The sequence below is a fragment of the Streptococcus sp. FSL R7-0248 genome (genome assembly GCF_037967965.1).
In the GTDB taxonomy this organism is placed as follows: Bacteria; Bacillota; Bacilli; order Lactobacillales; family Streptococcaceae; genus Streptococcus.
In genome coordinates this window covers 416,830-442,049 of record NZ_CP150201.1, presented here as the reverse complement: position 1 = coordinate 442,049, position 25,220 = coordinate 416,830, and the positions used below count along the sequence as shown (strand labels likewise).

General features: G+C 40.9%; 20 protein-coding genes and 1 pseudogene. 1 reads left to right on the top strand and 20 read right to left on the bottom strand.

What is annotated here, in order from left to right; translation table 11 throughout:
• Window positions 1-53 precede the first annotated feature (53 nt).
• The 7 genes from NYE32_RS02235 to NYE32_RS02205 form a co-directional block, all read right to left on the bottom strand.
• Window positions 54-614, bottom strand: a complete 561-nt coding sequence (locus tag NYE32_RS02235) for a GNAT family protein (RefSeq protein ID WP_156685151.1) — start codon at window positions 612-614, stop codon at window positions 54-56.
• Window positions 601-1,179: a flavin reductase family protein gene (locus tag NYE32_RS02230; protein WP_156685152.1), complete on the bottom strand. Its 579-nt coding sequence runs from the start codon at window positions 1,177-1,179 to the stop codon at window positions 601-603. The genes NYE32_RS02235 and NYE32_RS02230 overlap by 14 nt, the downstream gene beginning before the upstream one ends.
• 408 nt (window positions 1,180-1,587) lie before the next feature.
• Window positions 1,588-1,791, bottom strand: a complete 204-nt coding sequence (locus tag NYE32_RS02225; protein ID WP_002886082.1) for a hypothetical protein — start codon at window positions 1,789-1,791, stop codon at window positions 1,588-1,590.
• Between the two features lie 135 nt (window positions 1,792-1,926).
• A complete protein-coding gene (locus NYE32_RS02220; RefSeq protein WP_156685153.1) occupies window positions 1,927-2,544 on the bottom strand; it encodes a PepSY domain-containing protein in 618 nt (205 codons plus the stop codon).
• A gap of 112 nt (window positions 2,545-2,656) precedes the next feature.
• Entirely contained in the window at window positions 2,657-3,541 is an 885-nt protein-coding gene (rarD, locus tag NYE32_RS02215; protein ID WP_156685154.1) for an EamA family transporter RarD, read from the bottom strand.
• Complete coding sequence (thrB, locus tag NYE32_RS02210) at window positions 3,534-4,394, bottom strand: homoserine kinase (protein WP_156685155.1); 861 nt, start codon at window positions 4,392-4,394, stop codon at window positions 3,534-3,536. Before thrB ends, rarD begins: the two co-directional genes overlap by 8 nt.
• A gap of 83 nt (window positions 4,395-4,477) precedes the next feature.
• Complete coding sequence (locus NYE32_RS02205; protein WP_156685156.1) at window positions 4,478-5,764, bottom strand: homoserine dehydrogenase; 1,287 nt, start codon at window positions 5,762-5,764, stop codon at window positions 4,478-4,480.
• A 174-nt stretch (window positions 5,765-5,938) separates the two neighbouring features.
• On the opposite strand from NYE32_RS02205, the gene NYE32_RS02200 reads away from it, so the two are divergent.
• On the top strand, window positions 5,939-6,817 hold the full coding sequence (locus tag NYE32_RS02200) for a polysaccharide deacetylase family protein (protein WP_059749088.1): 879 nt from the start codon (window positions 5,939-5,941) through the stop codon (window positions 6,815-6,817).
• Between the two features lie 40 nt (window positions 6,818-6,857).
• On the opposite strand, the gene NYE32_RS02195 is transcribed toward NYE32_RS02200, so the two are convergent.
• From NYE32_RS02195 to NYE32_RS02135, 13 genes and pseudogenes are all read right to left on the bottom strand, one after another.
• Window positions 6,858-7,988, bottom strand: coding sequence for an acetylornithine transaminase (locus tag NYE32_RS02195; RefSeq protein WP_107372619.1), 1,131 nt, complete (start codon window positions 7,986-7,988; stop codon window positions 6,858-6,860).
• 3 nt (window positions 7,989-7,991) lie between these two features.
• The gene (gene argB / locus NYE32_RS02190; RefSeq protein ID WP_156685157.1) at window positions 7,992-8,729 is read right to left on the bottom strand and encodes an acetylglutamate kinase; all 738 of its coding nucleotides are present in this window, start codon (window positions 8,727-8,729) and stop codon (window positions 7,992-7,994) included.
• Window positions 8,730-8,755: 26 nt separating this feature from the next.
• Window positions 8,756-9,949, bottom strand: a complete 1,194-nt coding sequence (gene argJ / locus NYE32_RS02185; protein WP_155198045.1) for a bifunctional glutamate N-acetyltransferase/amino-acid acetyltransferase ArgJ — start codon at window positions 9,947-9,949, stop codon at window positions 8,756-8,758.
• 28 nt (window positions 9,950-9,977) lie between these two features.
• Window positions 9,978-11,000, bottom strand: a complete 1,023-nt coding sequence (argC, locus tag NYE32_RS02180; protein WP_156685158.1) for an N-acetyl-gamma-glutamyl-phosphate reductase — start codon at window positions 10,998-11,000, stop codon at window positions 9,978-9,980.
• 127 nt (window positions 11,001-11,127) lie between these two features.
• Window positions 11,128-12,308 (bottom strand): annotated as a pseudogene (locus NYE32_RS02175) (pyridoxal phosphate-dependent aminotransferase).
• A gap of 9 nt (window positions 12,309-12,317) precedes the next feature.
• The gene (locus NYE32_RS02170; protein ID WP_110981043.1) at window positions 12,318-13,100 is read right to left on the bottom strand and encodes a carbon-nitrogen family hydrolase; all 783 of its coding nucleotides are present in this window, start codon (window positions 13,098-13,100) and stop codon (window positions 12,318-12,320) included.
• 131 nt (window positions 13,101-13,231) lie between these two features.
• The gene (gene ldcB / locus NYE32_RS02165; protein WP_156685159.1) at window positions 13,232-17,305 is read right to left on the bottom strand and encodes an LD-carboxypeptidase LdcB/DacB; all 4,074 of its coding nucleotides are present in this window, start codon (window positions 17,303-17,305) and stop codon (window positions 13,232-13,234) included.
• 274 nt (window positions 17,306-17,579) lie between these two features.
• Window positions 17,580-18,233 carry a DUF6287 domain-containing protein gene (locus NYE32_RS02160; protein WP_037600446.1) on the bottom strand — a complete coding sequence of 218 codons (654 nt, stop codon included), beginning with the start codon at window positions 18,231-18,233 and terminating at the stop codon, window positions 17,580-17,582.
• A 97-nt stretch (window positions 18,234-18,330) separates the two neighbouring features.
• Window positions 18,331-19,650 carry a GHKL domain-containing protein gene (locus NYE32_RS02155; protein WP_156685160.1) on the bottom strand — a complete coding sequence of 440 codons (1,320 nt, stop codon included), beginning with the start codon at window positions 19,648-19,650 and terminating at the stop codon, window positions 18,331-18,333.
• A complete protein-coding gene (locus NYE32_RS02150; RefSeq protein ID WP_037600451.1) occupies window positions 19,647-20,381 on the bottom strand; it encodes a response regulator transcription factor in 735 nt (244 codons plus the stop codon). The genes NYE32_RS02155 and NYE32_RS02150 overlap by 4 nt, the downstream gene beginning before the upstream one ends.
• A 249-nt stretch (window positions 20,382-20,630) precedes the next feature.
• Window positions 20,631-21,296: a DUF6287 domain-containing protein gene (locus NYE32_RS02145; RefSeq protein WP_037600454.1), complete on the bottom strand. Its 666-nt coding sequence runs from the start codon at window positions 21,294-21,296 to the stop codon at window positions 20,631-20,633.
• Between the two features lie 135 nt (window positions 21,297-21,431).
• Window positions 21,432-22,184 carry a response regulator transcription factor gene (locus tag NYE32_RS02140; protein ID WP_037600457.1) on the bottom strand — a complete coding sequence of 251 codons (753 nt, stop codon included), beginning with the start codon at window positions 22,182-22,184 and terminating at the stop codon, window positions 21,432-21,434.
• Window positions 22,185-22,385: 201 nt separating this feature from the next.
• Window positions 22,386-24,968 (bottom strand): SH3 domain-containing protein, encoded by a 2,583-nt coding sequence (locus NYE32_RS02135; RefSeq protein WP_037600459.1) that lies wholly within the window; start codon window positions 24,966-24,968, stop codon window positions 22,386-22,388.
• Between the last annotated feature and the right edge of the window lie 252 nt (window positions 24,969-25,220).

Sequence of the window (25,220 nt, the reverse complement as noted above, 5' to 3'; positions counted from 1 at the left end):
AATACTTTATAAGTTATTTAAACTTTACAAATTTTTTTAGTGTCTATACTTAGTTATTTCTCATCCCACTCACTCTTCAGCAAGCCATATATGAAACTGTCACAACGGTTGCCTTGAGCATCTTTGCGATCCCTTATGCGAGCTTCAAGAGTGAAACCGAGTTTTTCAACGACACGTTGACTTTGGACATTGTAGCCAAAACAAGTCAATTCAATCTTGTGAAGCTCCAATTCTTTAAAAGCCAGATTAATCAAGGTACGTGCTGCTTCTGGTACATAACCTCGTCCCCAATAGTCTGGGTGCAAGGTATAGCCAATCTCAAGTACATCATCTTCGTGGCGATGGTTGAAATCAACAGATCCGATAACTTTATCAGTCCCTTTGACCACAATGCCATAGCCTGCTGGGAGATTTTCTTTTTGATTGCGCTCGGGAAGGATATGTTCTAGGTAATAGATTTCATCTTCCAAGGTCTTGACGGGTGGAAAACCAGCTGGGTAGGAGACTTCTGGACGACCGGCAAAGTCAAAGATTGCCTCTGCATCCGCCAATGTACGATTTCGTAAGACCAGACGCTCCGTTTCGATTCGTTCTGGTAATTCAGCTTTTGTCATCCTTCCTCCTCGCTTTCTTGATGAAGCTTCCCATAGGATCAACTCGATCATCTAGATAGCGATAGACACGCTTATGGCCATCACCCATAAAGTAAGTCGGTGCAAAAGAATCATTACGGAAATGTCCCTTGTCATCTAGCAAACCAGGATCAGCAAGGCGGTCTAGGATTTTAGCAAAGATATGACAGATACCATCTTCCTCAATAATTCTGTCGACCTCACAATCCAGAACGACTGGACAGGCATCCAGCATAGGTGCTTGTGTCAGTTTAGAAGGTTGGAAATCTAAGCCGAGTTTAGCAATCTTTTCACGATGACTAATAAAACCAGCCTGCTCCATCTCAAGCATTAAACTCTCATCAGGAATATTCACTGTGAACTTCTGATAATGCTTAATCTGGTCTGCCGCATTTTCCTCACTACCAACCCCGATGACCAGCCAATCTCCTAGACTATAGGAAGAACTACAAGTCGTCACATTATAGCCATGTGTCTGGTCCTGGTAACCCAAGATAAAAATGGGAAAACCATAGTACAATTTACTGGTCTCAAAAGATTGCTTCATGTCACCCTCCTTTTATAGGAACGTAGACCTCGCTTGCGCTCCGTCTGCATCGATATCTCTAAATTCACCTGTGACCTTCGGTCTTAGTTCTTTAAAAGCTATAGAAAATCCCTGCCATAACTATGACAGGGACGAATATATATCCGCGGTACCACCCAATTTTGAGTGGCAACCACTCACAGCTTTCTTGATTCAATTTGACCATCAGCAACCAGCTTTGACATTTGTGCGGATTTCTCAGTACCACCGCTTCCTGTGACAAATGGGCCTCAAAGCACCTCTGAATGGTCTTATTCTATCACATTTTTAATCTCAAGACAAATGAAATTGTGGAGAATACCGACATAGACTTGACACAACTATTCCGCTTCCAAGCGAAAATCCCTGTCTTCTGACAAGGATTCCATTTTATTTTTCTTCCTTAGCTCTTTCTTCTTTTAGCCATTTTTCATAGCTTTCAAGTAGATTGATAGCCATTTGGGTTGCCAAGGCTAGTGAGAAGGCTTCTGTACCTTCGGTTGTTTCATCTTGAACTTCCAATTTACTTTCTTCGTAAATGGCTTTGAGAGCCTTATTGCTAAGCGTGTCTTTAAATGCTTGGAATTCTTTCATGGTCAAAGCCTCCTTGATTCTACGGCAACTTTTAAAGCTACTGTTACCGTTTTCACTTTAAGTTTACACCATTTCAGAGAAATTGCAAGGATTTTCCTCAATGATAAGGAGGAGGACTTTCACTCTATCTGCGACCTACTGAGCAGGAGTGGTAGCTCCTGTGAGGTACTCAGTTGTATAAGCTACGATAGCTCCTGAATCAGCATTTACCGCGTATTTATAACGTAGACCACTAGCCGCATAATCAAAGCTGATATTGTAGACTTTACCGTCTCCTTCAGTCTTCAAGTCTGTTTTCAAGTTTGTCACAGAACCCTCAGCTAGGCCAGCATGGTTAAGAGCTGTCGTTTGTGCAGTTTCTTTGGATACTGCTGTCTCTTCCTTGCTTTCACTAGTTTGAGTCTCGTCTTTAGGTTCTTCACCTTTTTGAGCATCATCTTCATCCTTAGAGGTTGGATGATCACTCTTATGTTTCAAAATAGATCCTGACTGACCGTCAATCGTATACTCAAAATGGTTGTCTGACGTTGTGAAACTAATCTCATAACTTCCGTGAAGCCCAGAACGTGCTTTTGAAACTGTTGATTGAGAGATCTCAGAAGTTTTGACACCTGCATTTTTGTAAGCAATGTCGGCTGCATCTTGTTCTGACAAACGGTAACCTGAACCGTTAAAGATAAACAGACCTGCAGCGATGGCAACTGGGATAGCGAGCAAAAGCAGATAGCTCACTAGCTTTTTCATTTTTCGCATAAAATTCTCCGCTATTTTAATCTAATACTACTATTATATCTTAAAGTTCTAAAATTGTCAGATAAACTTGGCTCATTTTTAGGTCGACATTATAAAAAGTTCCCAATAGCTATCAGGAACTTCTACGAAATGTTACTATTTGGCCAGTTACAAAGACTAGGATGGCTATCCAGATAAAGAGGAAGCCTTTCAATTCTCCAAAGCTGACCGTCTCACCAAAAATGAGAATGGCTACGAGAAGTTGAATCGTAGGATTAAGATACTGGATGAAACCGATTAGGTTAAGTGGTGCCCTTTTGACTGCTTCCGAGAAGCAAAGTAAGGGAACAGCCGTCACTACACCTGAGATGGCTAGGAGAAACATTTCCATGATCGAATAGGAAGAAAATGATTCTGGAGAAAAGAAAATGAGATAGATGACTACAAAAGGGAGTAGCAAACCACTTTCTACTAGCATGGCTACGTCACTGGAGAGCCTAACTCCTTTTTTGATGAGACCGTAGAAACCAAAGCTCAGAGCTAGCCCCAAAGAAACCATGGGAAGTTTTCCTGTATTGACAACAAGAACTAAGACTCCTATAAAAGCTAAGACTACTGCTGCCCACATGGTTCTGCTCAGAGATTCACGAAGAAAAATAAGAGCGAACAAGATAGAAACAATAGGCATAATGTAATAGCCCAGGCTAGCCTGCGTCGCTAGCCCATGACCCACAGCATAGATATAAATCAACCAGTTAGCTGCTATGAGAAAACTAGCAAGTAGCATGCGAAGTAAGACTTTCTTATCCTGCCAAAGTTCGACTAGCTCATCTTTAAAACGGGCATTTTGCTTAGCAACCAGGGCATAAACCAACATAGTCACTACAGTAAAAACAATTCGCCATGAAAAGGTGTTATAAGCCGAAACACCTGATAAAAGCTTCCAAAAAAGGGATAAAAATCCCCATTGAATATAGGTTGCTAAACCAAAGAGTAGCCCTTGATTTTTTCTAGTCAACGACAACACCTGCTTTATCCACAGATAGGATGAAGGTTTCACCATCTAAGCCAAGACCATCTATTGCAGTTTTAAGGGCTTCAGCCTGATTATTTGGCGCCAAGGTCATAACTGTTGGGCCAGCGCCTGAAAGATAGGTCGCATAAGCACCGTATTGACCTGATAATTCCTTAATAGTCGCAAATTCTTTAACCAATTTTTGACGGTAGCGTTCATGGAACATGTCTCCTTGGATAGCACGTCCTGCCTTGACCAAATCACCTGCAAAGAGGGCAGCAATGGCAACGTTGGCAATAGATGATGCAGCTACAGCTTCTTTGTAAGACAAGTCACTTGGAAGCACCCCACGTGAATCAGACGTCTTAAGTTCATAGCTCGGGATGAAGGCTACAAAGGCACACTCTGGAAAATCTGTAACAATGCTATTAACATGTTCGTCCACATAAGAGGCCACAACAAGATTCCCAAAAATAGCTGGAGCAACATTGTCCGGGTGACCTTCAATCTTGGTCGCAATATCAAGTTTATCATCGTCTGAGAGCTTCAAGTCTGCCAATTGATTGGCCAACTCGATTCCTGCAACAATAACAGAGCTTGAAGAACCTAGCCCACGCGCCAAGGGAATATCTGATGCCATCACCAATTTATGGGGCTGCAAATCAGACTTAACTTGCAAGGCAGTTGAAATGAGGAGGTTATTTTCATCTGAAGGAATATCTCCCAATTCATGTTCGATATGCCATGCATCCGCTGGTTCAAGCACCTCGACTGTCAAATATTTAGAAACGGCAACACCCACAGAGTCAAAACCTGGACCAATATTGGCAGATGTTGCTGGAACAGTAATTTTCATAATAATACACCAAAAGGAGGAAAGCCATCAGCGACTTTTCTCCTTGAATACCTTTCTTATACGCACCAGTATGGGCTTATCAATTAGTTAGACAAAACTTTCAATGTGTTGACAACAGTGAAGTCTTCTGCTGCTTCAAGTTTTTCAGTAACAGCTTTGAGTTGTGTCTTAGACATAGCATGTGTAATCACAACGATACGAGCTGTTGTGCCATTTGCTTTTTGTTGCAAGACTTGTTCAAATGAAATATCTTCTGAGTTGAAGATTTCAGATAAGTGAAGGATTTTACCTTTTTCGTCTGGCGTATCAAGGGCAAAGTAGTAGTTGCTCTTAACATCTGCTGGATTAGCCAATGGCAAGTCACGACGGAACTCGTTGAATGGTTTCCCAACATTACCATCTGAAAGACGACGAGCAATACGGATAATATCTGCCAAAACAGATGTTGCTGTTGGTTTTTGACCAGCACCAGGACCGTAGTACATTGATTCGCCAATGCCGATAGATTCAACAAAGACTGCATTCATAACATCGTTGACGCTAGCAAGTGGGTGATTTTTTGGCAAGAATGTTGGTGATACTTCTGCAGAGATACCTGATTCTACTTCACGCACATCACCAACCAATTTGATAACATAACCCAATTCTTGAGCGACAGCTACATCATCAGTAGAGATGTTTGTAATCCCCTTGTGAGTCACATCGTCGAAATCAATTGTGGCACCAAAACCAAATTGGCTAAGGATAACAGCTTTATAAGCAGCATCAATACCTTCAACGTCGTTGGTTGGATCACTTTCAGCATAACCAAGTTCTTGGGCAGTCTTAAGAGCATCCTCATATGACCAACCTTCGTCAACCATCTTAGTCATCATAAAGTTAGATGTTCCGTTGAGCACACCGAGGATACGTGTTACCTTGTCAGATGTCAAAGAATTAGCCAAAGTACGCAAAATTGGAATACCACCAGCAACGGCAGCTTCATAGTAGAAAGCCACACCCTTATCTTGAGCAAGAGAAATCAACTCTTGGCCGTGAGTAGCAATCAAGTCTTTGTTGGCAGAAACAACGTTTTTACCTGCTTCAAGTGCTTTTGTGATAAAGGTACGAGCTGGCTCGATACGACCCATCAATTCAACAACGATTTGAATCTCATCATCGTTAAGGATTTCGTCAACATTTGTGACAAAATTGTAGTCGTTGCCTGCAGCGATAAGACGATTTTTTTCCTCGTCATCTTTAACCAAAACCTTCGCAATTTCGAGTTGGTCACGTGAGGCTGCAAGAACCTTTTCACCATTTTCCTTCAAGAGGAAAGGAATACCGCTAGCTACTGTACCAAAGCCAAGCAATCCAATTTTAATAGACATTTACGATTTCTCCTTAAAAACATACATTTTTTTAATTGTACCACATTTTTATCGGAATTGACAGAATATTGTTGCCATTTAAGAAGAGAAGTATTCTTTTTTTACTGAAAATTCTGTGCATTTTCACCCCATTTTTGTTAGAATAATAGCTAGACCTATTTGAAAGGGGATACAATGACTTCTCAAAAGAAAAAAATAACTCAAGCTAACAGAAAAAAACTGAACCTTCTTCTACTTATCCTAAACCTCGTCCTTCTTGGCTTACTGGCAGTCTTTATGCTTAACCGACCAAATCAGTCGAAAAGCAAGCAACAACAGGCTCAGACCAGTCAGTCTAAGACGACAGCTAAATGGAAAACCTATGACGATCCTGTCCAAATCCCTATCCTCATGTATCATGCGGTACACGTCATGGATCCATCTGAAGCCTCCAACGCCAACCTTATCGTTGACCCAGACCTCTTCGAGGCACAAATCAAGGCTTTGTCAAAGGCAGGATACTACTTCCTAACGCCTGAAGAAGCCTACAAAGCCTTCACTGAAAACGCCCTACCTGCTAAGAAGGTTGTCTGGCTGACCTTTGACGATGGTAACGAAGATTTCTACACCATTGCCTATCCTATTCTCAAAAAATACAAGGCTAAAGCAACCAATAATGTGATCACTGGCTTTGTTAAGAAAGGAAATGCTGGAAATCTTACCGTCAAACAGATGAAAGAAATGATGGCTCACGGTATGAGCTTCCAGTCTCATACGGTTAACCACCCCGATTTGTCAACCACTGATAAGGCGACACAAAAGGTTGAATTAACGGATTCTATTGACTTCCTTGAAAATAAACTCAATACCAAGGTCAATACCATTGCCTACCCATCAGGTCGCTATAATCAAACGACACTTGACCTAGCTAAGAAAACTTACAAGTTAGGACTAACAACCAACGAAGGGCTAGCCAGTGCCAAGGATGGTCTTCTCTCACTTAATCGTGTCCGTATTCTGCCAACAACAACAGCTAAAGGACTTCTCAGCGAGATTGATACTGACAATGAGTAAAAGAAATCACTTGATTCAAGAATCAAGTGATTTTTATGTTCTAGTCAAATATTTCTGATAGGATAGCCACACCCTTTTCAATTTCAGCATCACTTAGGGTGATTGGTGGCAAAAGACGAATCACGCTTGTCCCTGCAGTTAAGACAATTAACCCCTTATCTCGAGCCGACTGGACCAATTCTCCTAAATTGCCAGTAGTCTCAATCCCAATCATATAGCCCAAGCCACGTACAGTGGTAACCGTCTCTTTATCAGATAAAGCTGCCTGCAATTTTGCTTGTAGCTGGTTTCCATTTTCAAGGGCAGTATCTAGAAAACCTGGGACCAACATAACTTCAAGCGTAGCTTTGGCCGCCGCCATAGCCAGTTTATTTCCTCCAAAGGTAGAGCCGTGACTTCCGTAAGAGAAGGCTTCTCCAAGAGATGACTTAGCAAGCATGGCACCAACTGGCACCCCATTTGCCAAACCTTTTGCCAGAGTAAAGATATCTGGTTCAATATCGTAGTGCTCATAAGCATAAAGCTTACCAGTACGACCAAGGCCTGTCTGAACCTCATCTACAATAAGATAAATACCCATCTCCTTACAAAAGTCAGCCAAAGCCTTAACAAAGTCCTTATCAGCAGGTTGAACACCTGATTCCCCTTGAACCAACTCCAACATAATAGCCGCTGTTTCGTCACTAGCTAGGGCCTTGACACTATCTATGTCATTGAAAATAGCATAGCTAAAGTGGGGCACACCTTCACCAAAGCCTTGTTTGATTTTATCCTGACCAGTGGCAGACATGGATCCAAACGTTCGACCATGGAAGGAATTTTGAAAGGTAATGATTTCTTGTTTGCCTGATGCCTTACGAGCGATTTTTATGGCTGCTTCATTGGCCTCTGCACCACTATTACAGAAAAAGGCTAGATAGTCCTTGTCACCAATTAAAAGTCCAGCAACATCTTCTTGCAACTGATTGTGATAAAGATTAGGCTGGTGCAAAATCTTGCCTACCTGATCTGTTAGAGCCTGATTGACAGAGGGATGATAGCCCAGATTGGTTACCCCGATACCTGATGAAAAATCCAAGTAGGTCTTGCCAGTTGTATCTGTCAAATAATTGCCCTGTGCCGAAGCAAAATCAATCGCTGCCCGCTTATAGTTTGAAAATAGTTTTGTCATCTCTTACTCCTTGATTATGGTACCATCTGTCAGGTTATCACCAATAATGACCTGCTCAACACCGGCTTGAACTGTCTGAACAGCGCTTTGAATTTTAGGAATCATGCCCCCAGTTATCACGCATGACTCTATTTTTTTCTGAACGTCCACAAAATTCAGATGCTCCAAAACCTGACCATTTTCTAAAACTCCCTTGACATCTGTCATAAGGATAAGTTTTTTGGCACCTAGACTAATTGCCACAGCTCTAGCAAGGTAATCCGCATTGATATTGAGCAAATCACCCTGCTCACTGTAACCCAAACTAGGAATCAAGGGGATCTTACCTTGAGCAAGGAGTGCTACTAAGGTCTGATTGGCGATGTTTTTGACCTCACCCACAAAGCCATAAGTCTCTTGATCCAAAAAATCAGCATGAACAAGGTCTGGCAATTCATCTACAAGCTGATAGGCTGGCAAACCTGCAGTTGTCAGCTCACCTGCTAAGTTTTTCCCAACTATGTCAACCAAGGCTTCTTTAATCAAGTCCATATCTGACTGACCCGTCACACGAAGACCATTAACCTTATGAATTGGGATGTCATGTTCCTCCATGAGTTGGTTGATAGCAAAACCACCCCCATGGACGATAACAATTTTCTGACCAGCCTGCTGCCATTCTGACAGTTTAGCCAATATCTCGGGAGTTAGCTGCTTACTGGCTACTCCACCAATCTTAATTACAATATATTCAGCAGTCATCAGTTAACTCCTTTTCCTTAGATAGTCTAAGTGTGATAGAGGGCATTAATCTTAACGTAATCGTAAGAAAGATCACACCCCCATGCGGTTCCCTTTTCATGTCCAGCATGAAGATCTACCGTAATGGTCACTTCATCCTCATGCATGATGTCTTTCATTTCCTCATCATCAAAGGTCACAGGACTAGAGGCAAGCATGACTGGCAGACCGCCAAGCATAATATCAACATTGTCCACAGGAACGTCCACACCGGCATAGCCAACAGCAGCTAGAATACGCCCCCAGTTAGGATCTTCACCAAAAATGGCTGTTTTGACCAGGCTTGAACCGACAACAGATTTTGCCATCATACGAGCATCAAGGGCATTAGGGGCATTAACCACATCAACTTGGATGAGCTTATTGGCACCTTCACCGTCCTTGGCAATTTTCTTAGCCAGTTCTTGCATCACGAAATTAAGCATTTTCGAAAATTTTTCGAACTCTGGTGTACCTGGCAGAATCTCTTCATTGAGCGTGCAACCATTTGACATGACAAGAACCATATCATTAGTTGATGTATCCCCATCAACTGTAATCTGATTAAAGGTTTTTTCCACATTTTGACTCAAGGCCAATTGAAGGGTGTCACTAGAAATATTGGCATCACAAGTAATAAACCCAAGCATGGTTGCCATATTCGGGTGAATCATGCCTGAACCCTTAGCGACACCAGCCATAGTGACAACATCACGACCAAAAGTCTCCGTCACAGCAATAGTCTTAGTTGCTGTATCCGTCGTCAAAATCGCCTTGGCAAAATCATCAGCATTCCCATTGACCACCAACTTGGAAAGACCATTTTTCAGTGTATCCATTGGTAGCAACTCACCGATAACCCCTGTAGAAGCCACACCAACCAAATCTGGTTCAACACCTAGCTTTTCAGCGGTCCACTCCTGCATGGTGTAAGCATCCTCCAATCCTTGAGTCCCTGTACAAGAATTGGCTACACCTGAGTTAACAACGATGGCCTTCATTTTCCCAGCCTTTTTAACTGAGGTCTTGGTCACAATCAAAGGAGCTGCGATAACCTTATTAGTCGTGTAAACCCCTGCCACACTGGCTGGTTTTTCAGAGACAATCCAACCAAAATCCATTTTTCTCTTTTTAAATCCTGCATGTAGCCCATCTGCTGAGAATCCCAGCGGACTAGCAATTGTTCCATCTATGACTTTCATATTTTTTCTCCTAACTCTATGCTTACATCTACAAGTATGACGGTGTCAGAAGCAAACCTTCCGTCTCATCCCACCCCTGCATGAGGTTAAGATTTTGAACCGCTTGACCAGCAGCACCCTTAATCAAATTATCAATCACTGAAATAACTGTCAGAACATTGGTTTTCTCATTATAGGCAAAGCCAATATCTGTAAAATTCGATCCAATAACGTTGTGTAGTTCTGGCAAACTGTCTTGCACACGTACAAAGGGTTTATCACTATAAGCCTTTGTGAATGCTGAAGCTACATCAGCTACAGTCACGTCCTTCTTCAACTTACAATAAACCGTAGCCATGATTCCACGATTAACGGGTAAAAGCGACGTTGAAAACTGAATCTCAGGCATTTCCGGATTAAAGAACTGCAAGGTTTGAACAATCTCAGGAATATGCTGATGATGATTGAGTTTATAAGTCACGTAATTATCATGAACATTGACAAAATGACTAGACTCACTCAAAGCCTTACCCGCACCAGTTAAACCAGACTTGGCATCCACAATGACACTATCCGTCTCAATCAGACCAGTAGCAACCAAAGGAAGCAAGGCCAACTCTGTCGCTGTTGCATAGCATCCAGGATTGGCAATAAATTTCTTATCCTTCACATCTGCATATTCTGATAATACATATGTAAATTTATTCAAAACACTCTGCTTAGCAGGTGATTTTTTATACCATTCTTGATAAACATCTGCTGGCAAGCGATGATCGCCAGACAAATCAATAATAGGAAAATCAGCTAGAACAAATTCCTCTGCTAGCGAGCTAGCGACTCCTGAAGGTGTGGCAAAGAAAACCAAATCCGCCTTTTGCATAATCTTTTCCGCATCGTAAGCTTCAATTTCTAAGTCACAAACACCTGTCAGATAGGGATACACATCAGACAATCGTCGGCCCACTTCCTTGGTTGCGTGAATAGAAACAAGTTCCACTTTTTTATGATTATTCAAAATTTTAACTAACTCTAAACCACTATAACCAGTGATACCAACGATTGAAACTTCCATTTATGCACTCCTTTTGAATAAATATGTAACTAGTTTATTGTATTTTTATTCATTTGTCAAGGAAGAATTGAAATTAACATGAAAAAAACAAGCAGTCTTTTCCAACTACTTGTTTCATGATTGTTATCTAGTTATTAAATAATTGCAAGTTGGCAATACGATCGACTGCTTCGACCAGACGTTCTGGCTCTACCAAAAGCCCAATACGAACATAAGCATCTCCTGCAGGACCAAATCCTTTACCTGGTGCCACAGCAACATGGGCCTTCTCAAGCAAAAGATCCGCAAAACTCTCACTAGTGTAACCCTCTGGTATAGGCATCCAAGCATAGAAAGAACCTTTGGATGGAAAGGCCTTCCAGCCAATCTTAGCAGCTGCCTGGACAAAAGCATCTCGACGGCTATCATAAGTCGCATTCAGTTGAGCAACAGCCTCCTCAGATTTAGGATCTAAGAGGGCTGCAATCCCAGCCTCCTGCAAGGCAGGAAAGATTCCCACAAAAAGATGGTCTTGAATCAGATTTAAGGCTTCAATCATCTGGTCATTCCCAGCAGCAAAGGCCAAACGCCAACCAGCCATATTGAAGGTTTTCGAGAAAGTATAGAACTCAATGCCCACATCTTTAGCACCAGGTGTTGATAAGAAGCTAGGATTCTCATAGCCTCGATAGCCCAAAGCTCCGTAAGCTAAATCACTCACCACGCCAACTTCGTAAGTCTTAGCCCAGACAACCAACTTTTCATAAAAGGCCTTAGTCGCCACAGCACCCGTAGGATTATTTGGATAATTGATATAGATAAACTTAGCACGCCGAGCTGTCTCTTCAGGAATGGCATCCAAATCTGGCAAGAAATCATTTTCAGCCGTCAAAGGAAAGGTCTCATAGGCTACACGTCCTAACTCACTCCTGATAAATAATCAGGATATCCTGGGTCAGGTAGGAGCAGGAGGTCACCTGGATTCATCAAAGCTAGGGGTAATTCCACAAGCCCAATTTTAGCACCTCCCATGACACAAATCTCACGCTCCGCATCCAAATCGACCCCATAATGTTTCTTGTAAAAACTAGCAGCAGCTTCTTTAAAAGGACGATTGCCTCGAAACTGTGAATACTTATGGCTAGCAGGATTTTTCGCTGAGGTACAAAGCGCCTCAACAATATGGTCATAGGTTGGTTGGTCTGGATTACCCTGACCAAGATTGATAACATCTGCTCCTTCCGCCACCTTGGCATTAACCTTAGCAACCAAACCTGCAAAAAACTGTTCTGGCAATGCCTTCAATAAGTCAGATTCTTCAAATAACATAAACGCTCCTTAATGATACAAGTCCGTGCGACGATCCTCAAAAACAGGAATCTGACCTCGAACCTTATCTACCTCTTCAAGATTAATATCAGCCGTAAAAATGCCCTCTTCATGCTCCTTGGTTTGTAAGACCACATTTCCAAGTGGATCTATAACCATAGAATGTCCTGAAAAGATATCGTTGGGTCCTGCTCCAACACGATTGACAGCAACTACAAAAGCTTGATTTTCAACCGCACGCGCCTTTAACAAAATCTCCCATTGCTGCACTCGAGGTTCCGGCCACTGCGCTACCACAAAAAGTACCTTTGCCCCTTGTGCCATCTGTGTTCGCACCCATTCAGGAAAACGGATATCATAACAAATGACACTGGCAGCTATCACACCATCAAGCTCAAAAACAGACTCATTCGACCCAGCAGACATGTACTGATCCTCTGCCATAAGGCCAAAGAGATGGACCTTGCTATAGGTATTGATTAAGTCCCCAGACTTATTGTAGACATAGGTCGTGTTGTAAAATTTGCCATCTTTCTCAATAGCAACGGACCCTCCAATAATAGCTACAGCATGTTTCCTAGCAAAATGAGACAAGAGTTCTTGAGAGTCCAATCCATCCTTATCCGCAAGCCCATCAAGTTCATTTAAAGCATAGCCTGTATTCCACATTTCAGGAAGCACAATAACATCATGATTGTCATCAAGCGCCCTCTCCAACATCTCTATGACGTGTTTTTTATTTTCCACAGGCTGCCCGTGAACGACATCCATCTGTACCAACGCAATTTTCATAATAACCTCGATTCTATATTAACCATTATAGCACTCCAAAAGACGTCACAAAAATTGAAAAATTCAATCTCATGATAAAGAAAGGCTATCAAAAAAGGCTGGACATAATGTCCAACCTAATCATTATTACACTAAGCAATATCAACGTAACGACGAGCACCGCTCACTGTCATGTATGAAAGCCATGTGTGACCGTCCGCTGTCAAAACCTTATCGTAGTTAACACTCATGCCCTTGTCATAGTAGGCCAACTCTGGGCTTGAAACCTTAGCTTCTGCCTTGATTGACGCACGACCTGTGAAGGTATAACGACCTGACTCTGGGAGACTTGGTTTATCGGCTGGCTTAGCAACGGGTTTTGTTTCTGGTTTAGCTTCTGCCTTGGCTGCTGCAATATCAACATAACGACGAGCACCACTTACTGTCATGTATGAAAGCCATTGACGACCATCAGCTGTCAAAAACTTGTCGTAGTTAACGCTCATACCCTTATCATAGTAGGCCAACTCTGGGCTTGAAACCTTAGCTTCTGCCTTAATTGACGCACGACCTGTGAAGGTATAAGTGCCTGATTCTGGCAGACTTGGTTTATCCGCTGGTTTAACTTCTGGTTGACTTGCCGGCTTAGACTCTGCCCTGGCTGCTGCAATGTCAACGTAACGACGAGCACCACTTGTTGTCATGTATGAAAGCCATTGACGGCCATCGGCTGTGAGAACCTTATCGTAGTTAACGCTCATACCCTTGTCATAGTAGGCTAATTCTGGGCTTGAAACCTTAGCTTCTGCCTTAATTGACGCACGACCTGTGAAGGTATAAGTGCCTGATTCTGGAAGACTTGGTTGGTCCGCTGGTTTAGCAACCGGTTTAACTTCTGGTTTAGTTTCTGTAGCTTTAACTGTTGCAATATCAACGTAACGACGGGCACCGCTTGCTGTCATGTATGAAAGCCATTGATGACCATCGGCTGTCAAAACTTTGTCATAGTTAACACTCATGCCCTTGTCATAGTAGGCCAACTCTGGGCTTGAAACCTTAGCTTCTGCCTTGATTGACGCACGACCTGTGAAGGTATAAGTTCCTGTCGCTGGAAGGTTGATGGCACCTGTAGTGGCTGGTTTGCTTTCAGCAGGTTTGCTGCTAGTAGCATAATCGCCACCTTCGATACCAAAGTACTCTTCCAAGCTCAATCCTGAATCGTGGATGTCTTTAGCTTCTTTACCCACATAGCGGATATGCCATGCTTCTGGCATGTAGCCGGTTGAAGCTTCTTTACCTGCTTGGAAACGCACGATAAAGCCATAGTTATGTGCATTGTCTTTAAGCCATTGACTAGCTCGTGCATCCTCAAGCAAGTTACCTGATTTATCAGTCAAATCAAAGACCAAACCAGTTTGGTGTTCGCTATATCCAGGACGAGCTGAGTAACGATCTGCAGCTGCCTGACCATCACGGCTAACATAATTGTCGTAAAGAGTCTTTTGATAGTCATAAGAACGGAAACCACTGTATGAACGTCCGACATTCAAACCTTGGTTAATCATATCATCACGAAGGCGAACAAAGGCTGCCTTAGCTGTAGGATTTTCACCTGGATTATAGTCCTTAGAAAGACCATGCTTCTTATTGACAATGATAATATCATCATATTTACCACGAACACTATAGTAAGAACCGTTATTGGTCAATTTCCCTGTCACTTGAGTTTCAGTGATTTGAGGGACTGTAGCTGTAGTTTCTGTGATATAGGTTCTCTTACCATCCAACATATAGTAAAGATGCACAGAATAAGTACCCGCATCACCCTTATGGCTGGCTTTATCTACATGAACCTTATAGCTACCGTCTGATTGTTTGTCGGCATGATACCAAGTGAGGTCATCTTGGCCATTCTTATCTGACCAGATTGGAACACGGACTTCTTTAACTTCTTTGCCACCACCTGAAACATTGGTAACGACAACATCAAAGCCGTTAGACGTTTGGTTGGTAATCGTCAATTTTCCTGTTACTTGAGATTCAGGAACTGTGGCTGTAGTTTCGGTAATATAAGTTCGTTTACCATCCAACATGTAGTAAAGATGCACAGAATAAGTACCCGCATCACCCTTATGGCTAGCTGTGTCTACATGAACCTTGTAGCTACCGTCTGATTGTTTGTCGGCATGATACCAAGTAAGGTCATCTTGACCATTCTTATCTGACCAAATTGGAACACGCACTTCTTTAACTTCTTTGCCACCGCCTGAAACATTAGTTACGACAACATCAAAGCCATTAGACGTTTGGTTGCTGATGGTCAATTTCCCTGTCACTTGAGATTCAGGAACTGTGGCTGTAGTTTCGGTAATATAAGTTCGTTTACCATCTAACATATAGTAAAGATGCACAGAATAGGTACCAGCATCACCCTTATGGCTGGCTTTATCTACATGAACCTTGTAGCTTCCATCTGATTGTTTATCGGCATGATACCAAGTAAGATCATCTTGACCATTCTTATCTGACCAGATTGGAACACGGACTTCGTTAACTTCTTTGCCACCACCTGAAACATTAGTTACGACAACATCAAAGCCATTAGACGTTTGGTTGTCGATAGTCAATTTCCCTGTTACTTGAGATTCAGGGACTGTGGCTTTGGTTTCTGTGATATAGGTTCTCTTACCATTCAACATATAGTAAAGATGCACAGAATAGGTACCAGCATCGCCCTTATGGCTGGCTGTATCTACATGAACCTTGTAGCTACCGTCCGATTGTTTGTCAGCATGATACCAAGTGAGGTCGTCTTGACCATCTTTATTTGACCAAATTGGAACACGAACTTCTTGGACTGCCTTGCCACCACCTGAAACATTGGTAACGACAACATCAAAGCCATTAGAGGTTTGGTTGTTGATGGTAAGGTTACCAGAAACACGGTTTTCTTGTGGTTTAGACTCAGTAGTTTTCAAGGTCGCAATATCCACATAACGACGTGTACCACTGTAGCTAATGTAAGAAATCCATTGGTGGTTATCCGCAGTCAAGACCTTGTCATAGTTCACTTTGTAGCCTTTTTCCAAGGTATAAAGCGTTTCTGCAGAGGCCTTAGGTTCGTTTTTAACATTCAAGCTACGTGTCACATTATAAGTACCACTTGCTGGAAGTTTTTCAGCACCAGTAGTTTCTGGTTTTGCTTGATTAGTCTCTGTTGGTTTAACAGTTGGTGTTTCAGCTTTAGCAGGTGTCAAAGTCGCAATATCGGCATAATAGCGAACATAGTCATACCCAAGGTAAGAAATCCATTGGTGATTATCCGCAGTCAAAACTTTGTCATAGATAACATGGTCACCCTTACTGAAAACAAAAGTAGGTTTGAGGTCTGCTTTTGGTTCTTTCTTAATATCTGTGTCACGTGTAAAGTAGAAAGTTCCTGTCGCTGGGATGTTCAAAGCACCTGTTGTGGCTTGAGTGCCATTAGAAGGCTTACCATCCCCATTACCACTATTACCGTTACCACTACCAGCTGCCACTGGTTTCACTGGCGCATAACGACGCACGCCAGAGTATGATTTGTAGCTAATCCATTGGTAGCCGTCAGCCGTCACGACTTGATCGTAAAGGACGCTGTCTCCTGGATTTACATAAAATTCAGCCTTGGCAGACACCTTGGGTTGATTCTTAATCTCTGTACGTTCCTTGTAGACATGAGTCCCTTGACTTGGAAGGTCGCTGTCTGTAGTTGTAGCTGGTTGGCTCACCAAACTAGTATTGACAGCTGCTCTCGTTAAGGCAGATACCTCAAGGTTAGTGGCTGTTTCAGATGAAGCATTTGTGTTCCTTGTCACTTCTGAGCTGGCAGCTGTTGATTCAGAAATTTTATCAGCTGCTTGTGAGGTACTAGCACTCACTTCACTTCTAGCCTCGCTAGTAGCAGTTTCACTAGCGGTTTGGCTAGTTGTTGAGACTTGGCTAGCTTTCTCGCTTGATGCTACCCCATCGGTCGCTACACCATTGAAAATATCAGCTGCTGTCACAGCATCACTATCTGAGGTAGCACGCAAAGTGGCATCTGAAGGTGTTGAAACTTCATGATGCTCATCAGCCAAAGCTTGACCTGCAAAGACCAAACTTGCTCCTAAAAGGACTGATGCTGCCCCAAATGAATATTTACGAATGGAAAAACGTTGTTGTTCGTGTAAAAATTTTTCTCGTTTCATATCAATTATTCTCTCTATCGAATTGATGTTACTGTTTGATTGTAACACTCGGTGACAAACATTACAAGTATTTTACAGAATATTACTGAATATTTCTCACTTGTCCATTAGTATACCAAATTTATTTGACTTGTTCACACCTAAATCATAAACTGTCCAATTTTTGTCATAATCGAAAGTCGAAGCAAGCCATACTAATTTATTCGTAATTTTGTTAGAAAAAAGTTAAGAGAAATATAAAAGATCACTATTAAAATAGCAATCTTTTTTCATGTTAATTGCGATAAAATGGATAATTTTCTGCATCATCACTTTGACCAATAACAAGATGGTCTGAATCGCCATTACCAGTTCCAGGAATAGCCCAAAAAGCTGCGCTATCAATATCAGAAGCAATTGTTCCTGAAAAATTTCCATTATTTAAATGTCCAGAATAGAGATGATAAGTATAACCACTCCCATTTTGTACTGTGCCATCTGGTGAAATTGTAACAAATTCTCCTCGAGAGTTTGTCCAAGTACCAGCGATTGAACTATAATCACCTGAACTTAGTTGCTTCCCATTAAACGATGATGATGATTGTGTTTCTTCTCCTGTTTTTTCTTTTGTAGGCTCAGAAACTTCTCCTGAAGATAAGACCGTTTCATCAGTGTCTTTAGTTGCAGAATCTTTGGCAACAGAAGACTCACTAACCTCAACTGTTTCATCTTTTGTGTCTTCATTTTTTACATGCGGGTTTGAATTTTTCTTATCGTTCTTAGTAGATTTACTTGAGCTTGAAGATGACTTCTTAACCGTTTTGACTGGACTGCTACTTGTGCTAACACGAGCTGATTCATGGCTGTTAAACTTAGTCACCAGGAAGATGGCAAGAATAACTACGATAAGAGCTGCCACGATACCAATAAGTTTGCTTGTATTTTTCATGAGTGATGTTCCTTTTCTGATAATTTACTAGGTTATTATAATATATAGACAGCTAAATTTTTCATTGAAGTCATAAACGGTGGTTTTTTCGTCATAATCAAACCACATCTTCTATTTTTAGTGTCTGTTTAAAACGATAGTCTTTAGATTGTGTTGACAAAGAACAATTAGGATACTTCCCTAAAATCTCTCGAACAGTGGACAGACCTATACCACGTCCCTCTCCTTTACTTGAGCGACCAAGTTTAAAGATACCGACTGTATTGATAGATTCTGGAGCAATGGTATTTTCCACTATTACTACCTTTGTCTCTCCACTGATAAGAGCAATGTTTACTTCTTTAGTACTGCTATCCAAACTAGCCTCAATAGCATTATCCAAGAAGATGGACAGCACCGTTATGAAATCCAACAATTCCATCCTCGATACTTCAAAGACGTCGCTGACCTCAAGGTGAACGGTAATAGACTGTCCCTGTGCTTCCAAGATTTTACTAGTCAGGACACCTTTAACAGCTTCATCTTTAATATTAATCAAGTTGGCAATTTCGTACTGTTTTCCCTCAATCCGAGTCTTTGTTTTTTCAAGGATATTATCGTAGATATCGGAAATCATAGCTATATCCTTGGAGTCAATGCCATATTTGATACTAGACAAAACATTTAGGTAATCATGCCTGAAGCGACGAATATCCGTATAGAGTTGCTCGATTTGTTGACTATAATGAGCCAAATCACTAATTTGCCTATCTTTTTGGAGTAGGACTTCTTCTTTTAGTCTTTCACTGAAAGTCGCATTAATGTAAACAAGTGTCGCAAGAAAGAGTAAAGCATAGGTCACCACGAGATAAACATGCCAATCTCTTCCTCCAGGGCTCTGTTGCACAAAAAAGGTGATATATTGGAAAAGGGGAGCATAAGATAACATTGATATATCTATAAGCAATAAAAAGTACTTTGAAAATGACTTTCTAAAACCATAGTTCAGTGCTTTGAAATCTACTTTTAAGGTCTTAATGATTAACCAAAACACAGGAAAGACTAGCAACTCAATGACAAGGTTTAAATGAAAATGGTTAAGTACAATCAAATAATGTCGATTGATGACTAAGGCAATCCCATAAATAATAAGATTGTGAACAAGACTCTCTATGACGATTGGAAACAAGCCATAGAAAATATCTAATAACCTATTGCCATAACGATTTCTGTAGAGGGAATAAACAACCAAGAAGGCATGCCCTAAAACATAGGATAGGGCTGGAGAAAGCACAAACAAAAATCGGATAATCAAGGGGATGATGATATACCATCTTAGCTTTATCTTCTCGGAGGTAATGTATTGATAAATGACAATAAAGAGGATAATCTCCGCTAAAAAGTCTAGATTATCCAACAAAAAATTGATTGCTGTCATAGGCTGATTCTCTCAAGCAATTTCTTTAGTTTCAACTTTGAAACATAGCAAACGCCACCATTTTCAAAATAGACTGTCCCCGTACTTTTATCTAATTTGATGACATTTTCTGGGTTGATAAGGAAAGATTTGTGGCATTTAAACAGTCTAGGGTCACTCTTTTCAATTTGTGAGAGACTGCCATAAAACTCAATCTGCTCCTCTTTAGTATAAAGGATAACCTTATGAACGATATCCGAGGTCTCAAAGTACAAGATATCATGAAAGGGAACCTGAATAACGGTCTTAGCATTCTCAATCCGAAAAGCGTCTTCTGGATTCTGACTCTGTATCTTTTTGCAGGTTAATAAGATAATACTTTCCACACGCTTTTGAAAGTCCTCACCCTCCAAAGACTTATCAATAAAGTCTAGAGCTACCAGTTGGTATTGAAAAGTTAAGGGAAGATACTCTGAATGAGTCGTGAAGAAAACAATACTGGCATAGGGATCATTCTTGCGAATCTGCTTAGCCACTTCCAAACCTTTTTTAGTATCGTCTTTAATTTGAATGTCCAAGAAAAAGAGCTGATGAGACCCTCGCTCGGTAATAGACTCTAACAGTTGATTGGGTTTGTCAAAAACCTCAAAGTCCCCCACTTTAATATTATTTTTCTTAAGAATCGTATGAATAACCTCTTCAATACGATTTTGTTGGATAAAATGATCTTCTAAAACATAGATGTTAAGCATGGCATAACTTCCTTTAGCATAATCTTAAGAGAAATTCTAAGTTAGAGCATTTCTTTAATAAATGAACCTCTCTTATTTATTCAAAATGAGATTTATTGTTCTCTTTACTTATTTTACATTTTTATTACAAAAAAAAACAATAGTTTGTAACATTTTTTTGCTCCAATCAACCAAAAAAACACCCCACAAAGTTAGATTTTATCTGTCTAACTTTTGGGGTGCAGTTCATAAATAGCAATCTTTTTCGTACTAGTTACGATAATAAGGGACACCTTCAGCAGTTTGGTCCTGACCAATAACAAGGTAATCAGAGCCGTTACTACCTCCAGAAATCGCTCTCAATGCAGCTGAGCTTGTATCTGAGAAAACTCCTGCATAGAAAATATTATCTGAAACTCTTTGAGGCTTCAATTGAGCAGTATAACCTGTTGAGTTTTTAATAATTGTACCATCAGCATTAATTGTAACTGATTCACCATTCGCATTAGTCCAAGTTCCCACAAGAGAGCTAATATCACCATTGTCAAGGGCACCAAAGTCAAGCGATGATTGACTATTATTTGTGTTCTTCTCAGATTTAGCCTTATCTGTTCCAGCTGCAGATTCAGCCACTTGTCCACCATCTGTAGTGCCTGCTTGAGCTTGTTCTTGAGAGGAAACTTTAGGTGCTACTGCTGAGGCCTGATTGTCATTTTCTTCATTTGTGACTGCTGAAGATGATGATTGAACTGATTTCTTATCCTTCTTAACAGCCTTACTTGAGCTTGAAGATGACTTCTTAACCGTTTTGACTGGACTGCTACTTGTGCTAACACGAGCTGATTCATGGCTGTTAAATTTAGACACCAAAAAGATAGCGAGGATAACTACGATAAGGGCTAATACTAAACCAATAAGTTTACTTGTATTTTTCATGAGTGATGTCCTTTACTGATAATTTACTCGGATATTATAATACAAAAACAGCTAAATTTTTCATTGAAGTCATAAACGGTCGTTTTTTCGTCATAATCAGAAAATAACATTTAAAATAAAAATACTATATATATATCAAACTGCCATGGGTTTTGGAACAAGCATCTTAGCAACAATCTCTTTTTGTTTAGCTTTCGAAACCAAGCATGACTCTCCATTTTCAAAATAAATTACACCTAACTCTTTGTCCAATCTCACAATGTTTTCGGGATTTACAACAAATGATTTATGGCATTTATATAGTCTGCAGTCTTGTTTCACAATTTTTGACAATTGACCATAGAACTCAATCTGCTCTTCCGTTGTATGAAGAATCACCTTATGAACTGTTGGAGATGTTTCAAAATAAAGAATCTTATGAAAAGGAACTTGTATAGTTGCATTCTTTGTATCTACCGTAAAAGCACACTCTATTTGGCTCAAACCATTTTTAGAAAGTACTAATCCAATATCAGAAATAATCCTATCTTCATATTCAATATCAGGCAAATTCTTGTCAATAAAATCAAGTGCAGCTAAGCGATACTGAAAGGTTGAAGGTAGGAGTTCGGGATGTGCTGTGATGAAAACAATACTAGCATAAGGATCTCGCTCACGAATCTGTTGAGCAACCAATACTCCCCCTTCGATATCACTATCAGATCCAATATCTAGAAAAAACAGTAAATGCGAGCCCCTTTCCGTAATACGCTCTAATAATTGATTGGGTTTATCGTATAAATTGACCTTCCCAATTCTTAAAATATATATTTGTTTAGACTTGTGGATGGCATCCTCAAGACGAGCTTGTTGAAAATAATCTTCTTCTAAAACAAAAATATCTAACATGCTCAATACCTCCGTTTTATAACATTTCCTTTCAATAACTTGATGAATTAGCTACTTATAGAACGAATCCTATACTTTCATTTTGATTCTACAACTTTCTCTAATTTACGGCAAATATTTTCAAAACATATTGAACAATATATTTATTCAACTCTTGAAACTAAAAAACACCACCCTCAAAAGAGAGTGATGTTACGAATCTTAAGAAATATCCACATAGCGTCTTGCACCGCTATAGGTTACATAAGACAACCAGGTGTGGCCATCAGCTGTAAGGACCTTGTCATAGCGAACGGACATGCCTTTATCATAGTAGGCTAACTCTGGGCTTGCAACGCTTGGTTGATCCTTGATAGAGCTAGGTTTGGTAAAGGTATAGGTGCCAGTTGCCGCTAGGCTTGGACTTGCTGGTTGAGCAACTGCTGTTGCCTTAGCATCAATAGCAATGTAACGGCGGTTGCCTCCATGGCTAACATAAGAGAGCCAGGTATGACCATCTGCAGTCACCAATCTGTCATAGTTAACGGACATACCAGCATCATAGTAGGCCAACTCTGGACTTGCCACACTTGGTTCTGCTTTAATGCTAGAGCGTTCCTTGAAAGTATAGGTACCAGATGAAGGTGTACTTGGTTGGACTGGTTGTTCTACAGGTTTAGTTACACTTGTTGGTGCGATAGCAACATAGAAACGATGTCCTGAATAGCTGAGATAAGAAAGCCATGTATAGCCATCATTATTGACAACCTTGTCATAGTTGACTGACATACCAGCATCGTAGTAGCTAACATCTGGGTTGGCTACCAAAGGTTGAGTCTTAATGCCAGAACGAGCAGTAAAGGTGTATGAACCTGAAGCTGGAAGGTTGTGGCGGGTTGCATTTTGAACTGGAACAGTTGTGCTAGTGCCTCCGATACCTACCATCTTACCATCTTGGACATAGTAGAGATGGACAATATATTCGCCCGCTTCAGCCTTATGGTCAGTAACATTGATGCGAACCTTGTAGCTACCATCACTTTGTCTGTCAACTTGGTGCCATACAAGATCGTCTTGACCGTTTTGAGCTGTCCATACTGGAACACTTACGCCTTGGATAGCTTTATCACCACCAGAAACATTAGTGATATGAACATCAAAACCAAGGTTAGAGAGATTTTCAATATTGATAGTACCGCTTGGTTTGCTTTCTTGTTGAGCAAGTTTAGACACGGCTACATAACGGCGGTTGCCATTGTAGCTGAGGTAAGAAAGCCATTGGTAACCATCACCACTGACAATCTTATCGTAATTGACTGACATGCCAGCATCGTAGTAGGCCAACTCTGGACTTGCCACACGAGGTTCTGCCTTGATGCTAGAACGTTTTTTGAAGGTGTAAGTTCCTGCATCAGGAAGGCTATAGCTAGTAGTTGTATGCGTTTCTTCAACCTTGGCAGGAACTGTGTAAGTTGTGCCACCCACACCAACTAATTTACCATTAGTTTCAACATAGTAAAGATGAACATTGTAGAGGCCACGTTCATTCTTGTGGTCAGTTAGACTGACGTTAACCTTGTAGTTACCATCGTTAAGACGAGTCGCATTGTACCAGATGATGTCATCTTGTCCATTCTTTTCAGACCAGATTGGAACAGATACCCCAAGGACACCGTTTTGATCTGAAACATTACTGATAACCACACTAAAGTCACCATTATCATGGCTTTCAATAGCAATATCGCCTCTTGGTTTAGCTACAGCCTCTGCTGCAGCACCTAGATCGACGTAACGACGAGTACCATTGTATGACACATAAGAAATCCAACGGTGGTTGTCAGCAAGCAAAGATCTATCGTAGTTGACTGACATACCGGGATCAAAATTGAACTCAGTCTTAGCAGTCAAGCTAGGTTGATTCTTCACATCTGCAGGTTTAGTGAAGTAATAAGTACCACGTTCAGGGATGGTTTCATATCTAGTCGCTTCAGTGTTGCTACTAGTATTTTCGGCCTTCAAAGCTGCGATATCAGCATAGTAGCGTTCATAGTCGTAACCAATGTAAGAAATCCATTGGTGATTGTCTCTCTTCAAGACCTTGTCATAGATAACATGGTCGCCTGCACTAAAGACGAAGGTAGGTTTGATATCCATGATTGGCGCAGTACGAATTTCTGTTGTGCGACGGAAATAATAGGTACCGTTTGATGGGATATCAAGAGAACCATCAGCAGTCACTGGACCATCTACACCTGGCTGACTAGAATTAGTTAAGACAGTACGAAGACTAGTATCGACAGCTTCACGGTCAGTACCTCTAACTTCTGTTACTTCTGAAGTTGCTGAACGGTCAGTTTCACTAGCTACTTCAGAGCTAGCTACTGATGACACTTCAGAACGTGGGCTAGCCACTTCTGATCTAGAAACAGTAGCAACAGCAGATGCAGAATGAGCAACCTCTGCCGGTACTTCCAAAGAAGCAGCCTCGCTAGCCACTACACTATTAGCTTCAGAAGAGGCAACCTCACTGCTAGCAAGCTTAGGTCTTGGCGCTTCAGATCTTGAAGCTGGTTGATTGAGGACATCGGTAACAGCTTCTGAAGTTGCCTGGTCGATTTGAAGTGGTTCAGAATTATTTACAAAAACTTCATAATCCTTGCTGGTACTTGTGCTGTTGGCTTGTTCCTGAGCCAAAGCATGTCCACCAAGCATCAAGCTCGCACCAATCAAGACTGATGCAGCTCCAAAAGAATATTTACGAATTGAGTAACGTTGACGTTCCTTAACAACATATGCCTTTCTCATTTTGATCACTCTCACTTTCTAGGCTGTTTGATAAACATTGGAACCGTTTTCACATTTCTATTATACCCCTTTGAAATATTTTTTACAATTATTTCAATATTATTACTAAACTTTATTTTGTAGAAAATTGATATCTAATTCTTTCAAATAACTATAATTAAGAAAAACCCCAAGAACTACCTGAGGGCTTTTGCTACATCTAATTCCTTGACACATTAAGCAAATCTGAATAGATTAATTAATTCATTCTGA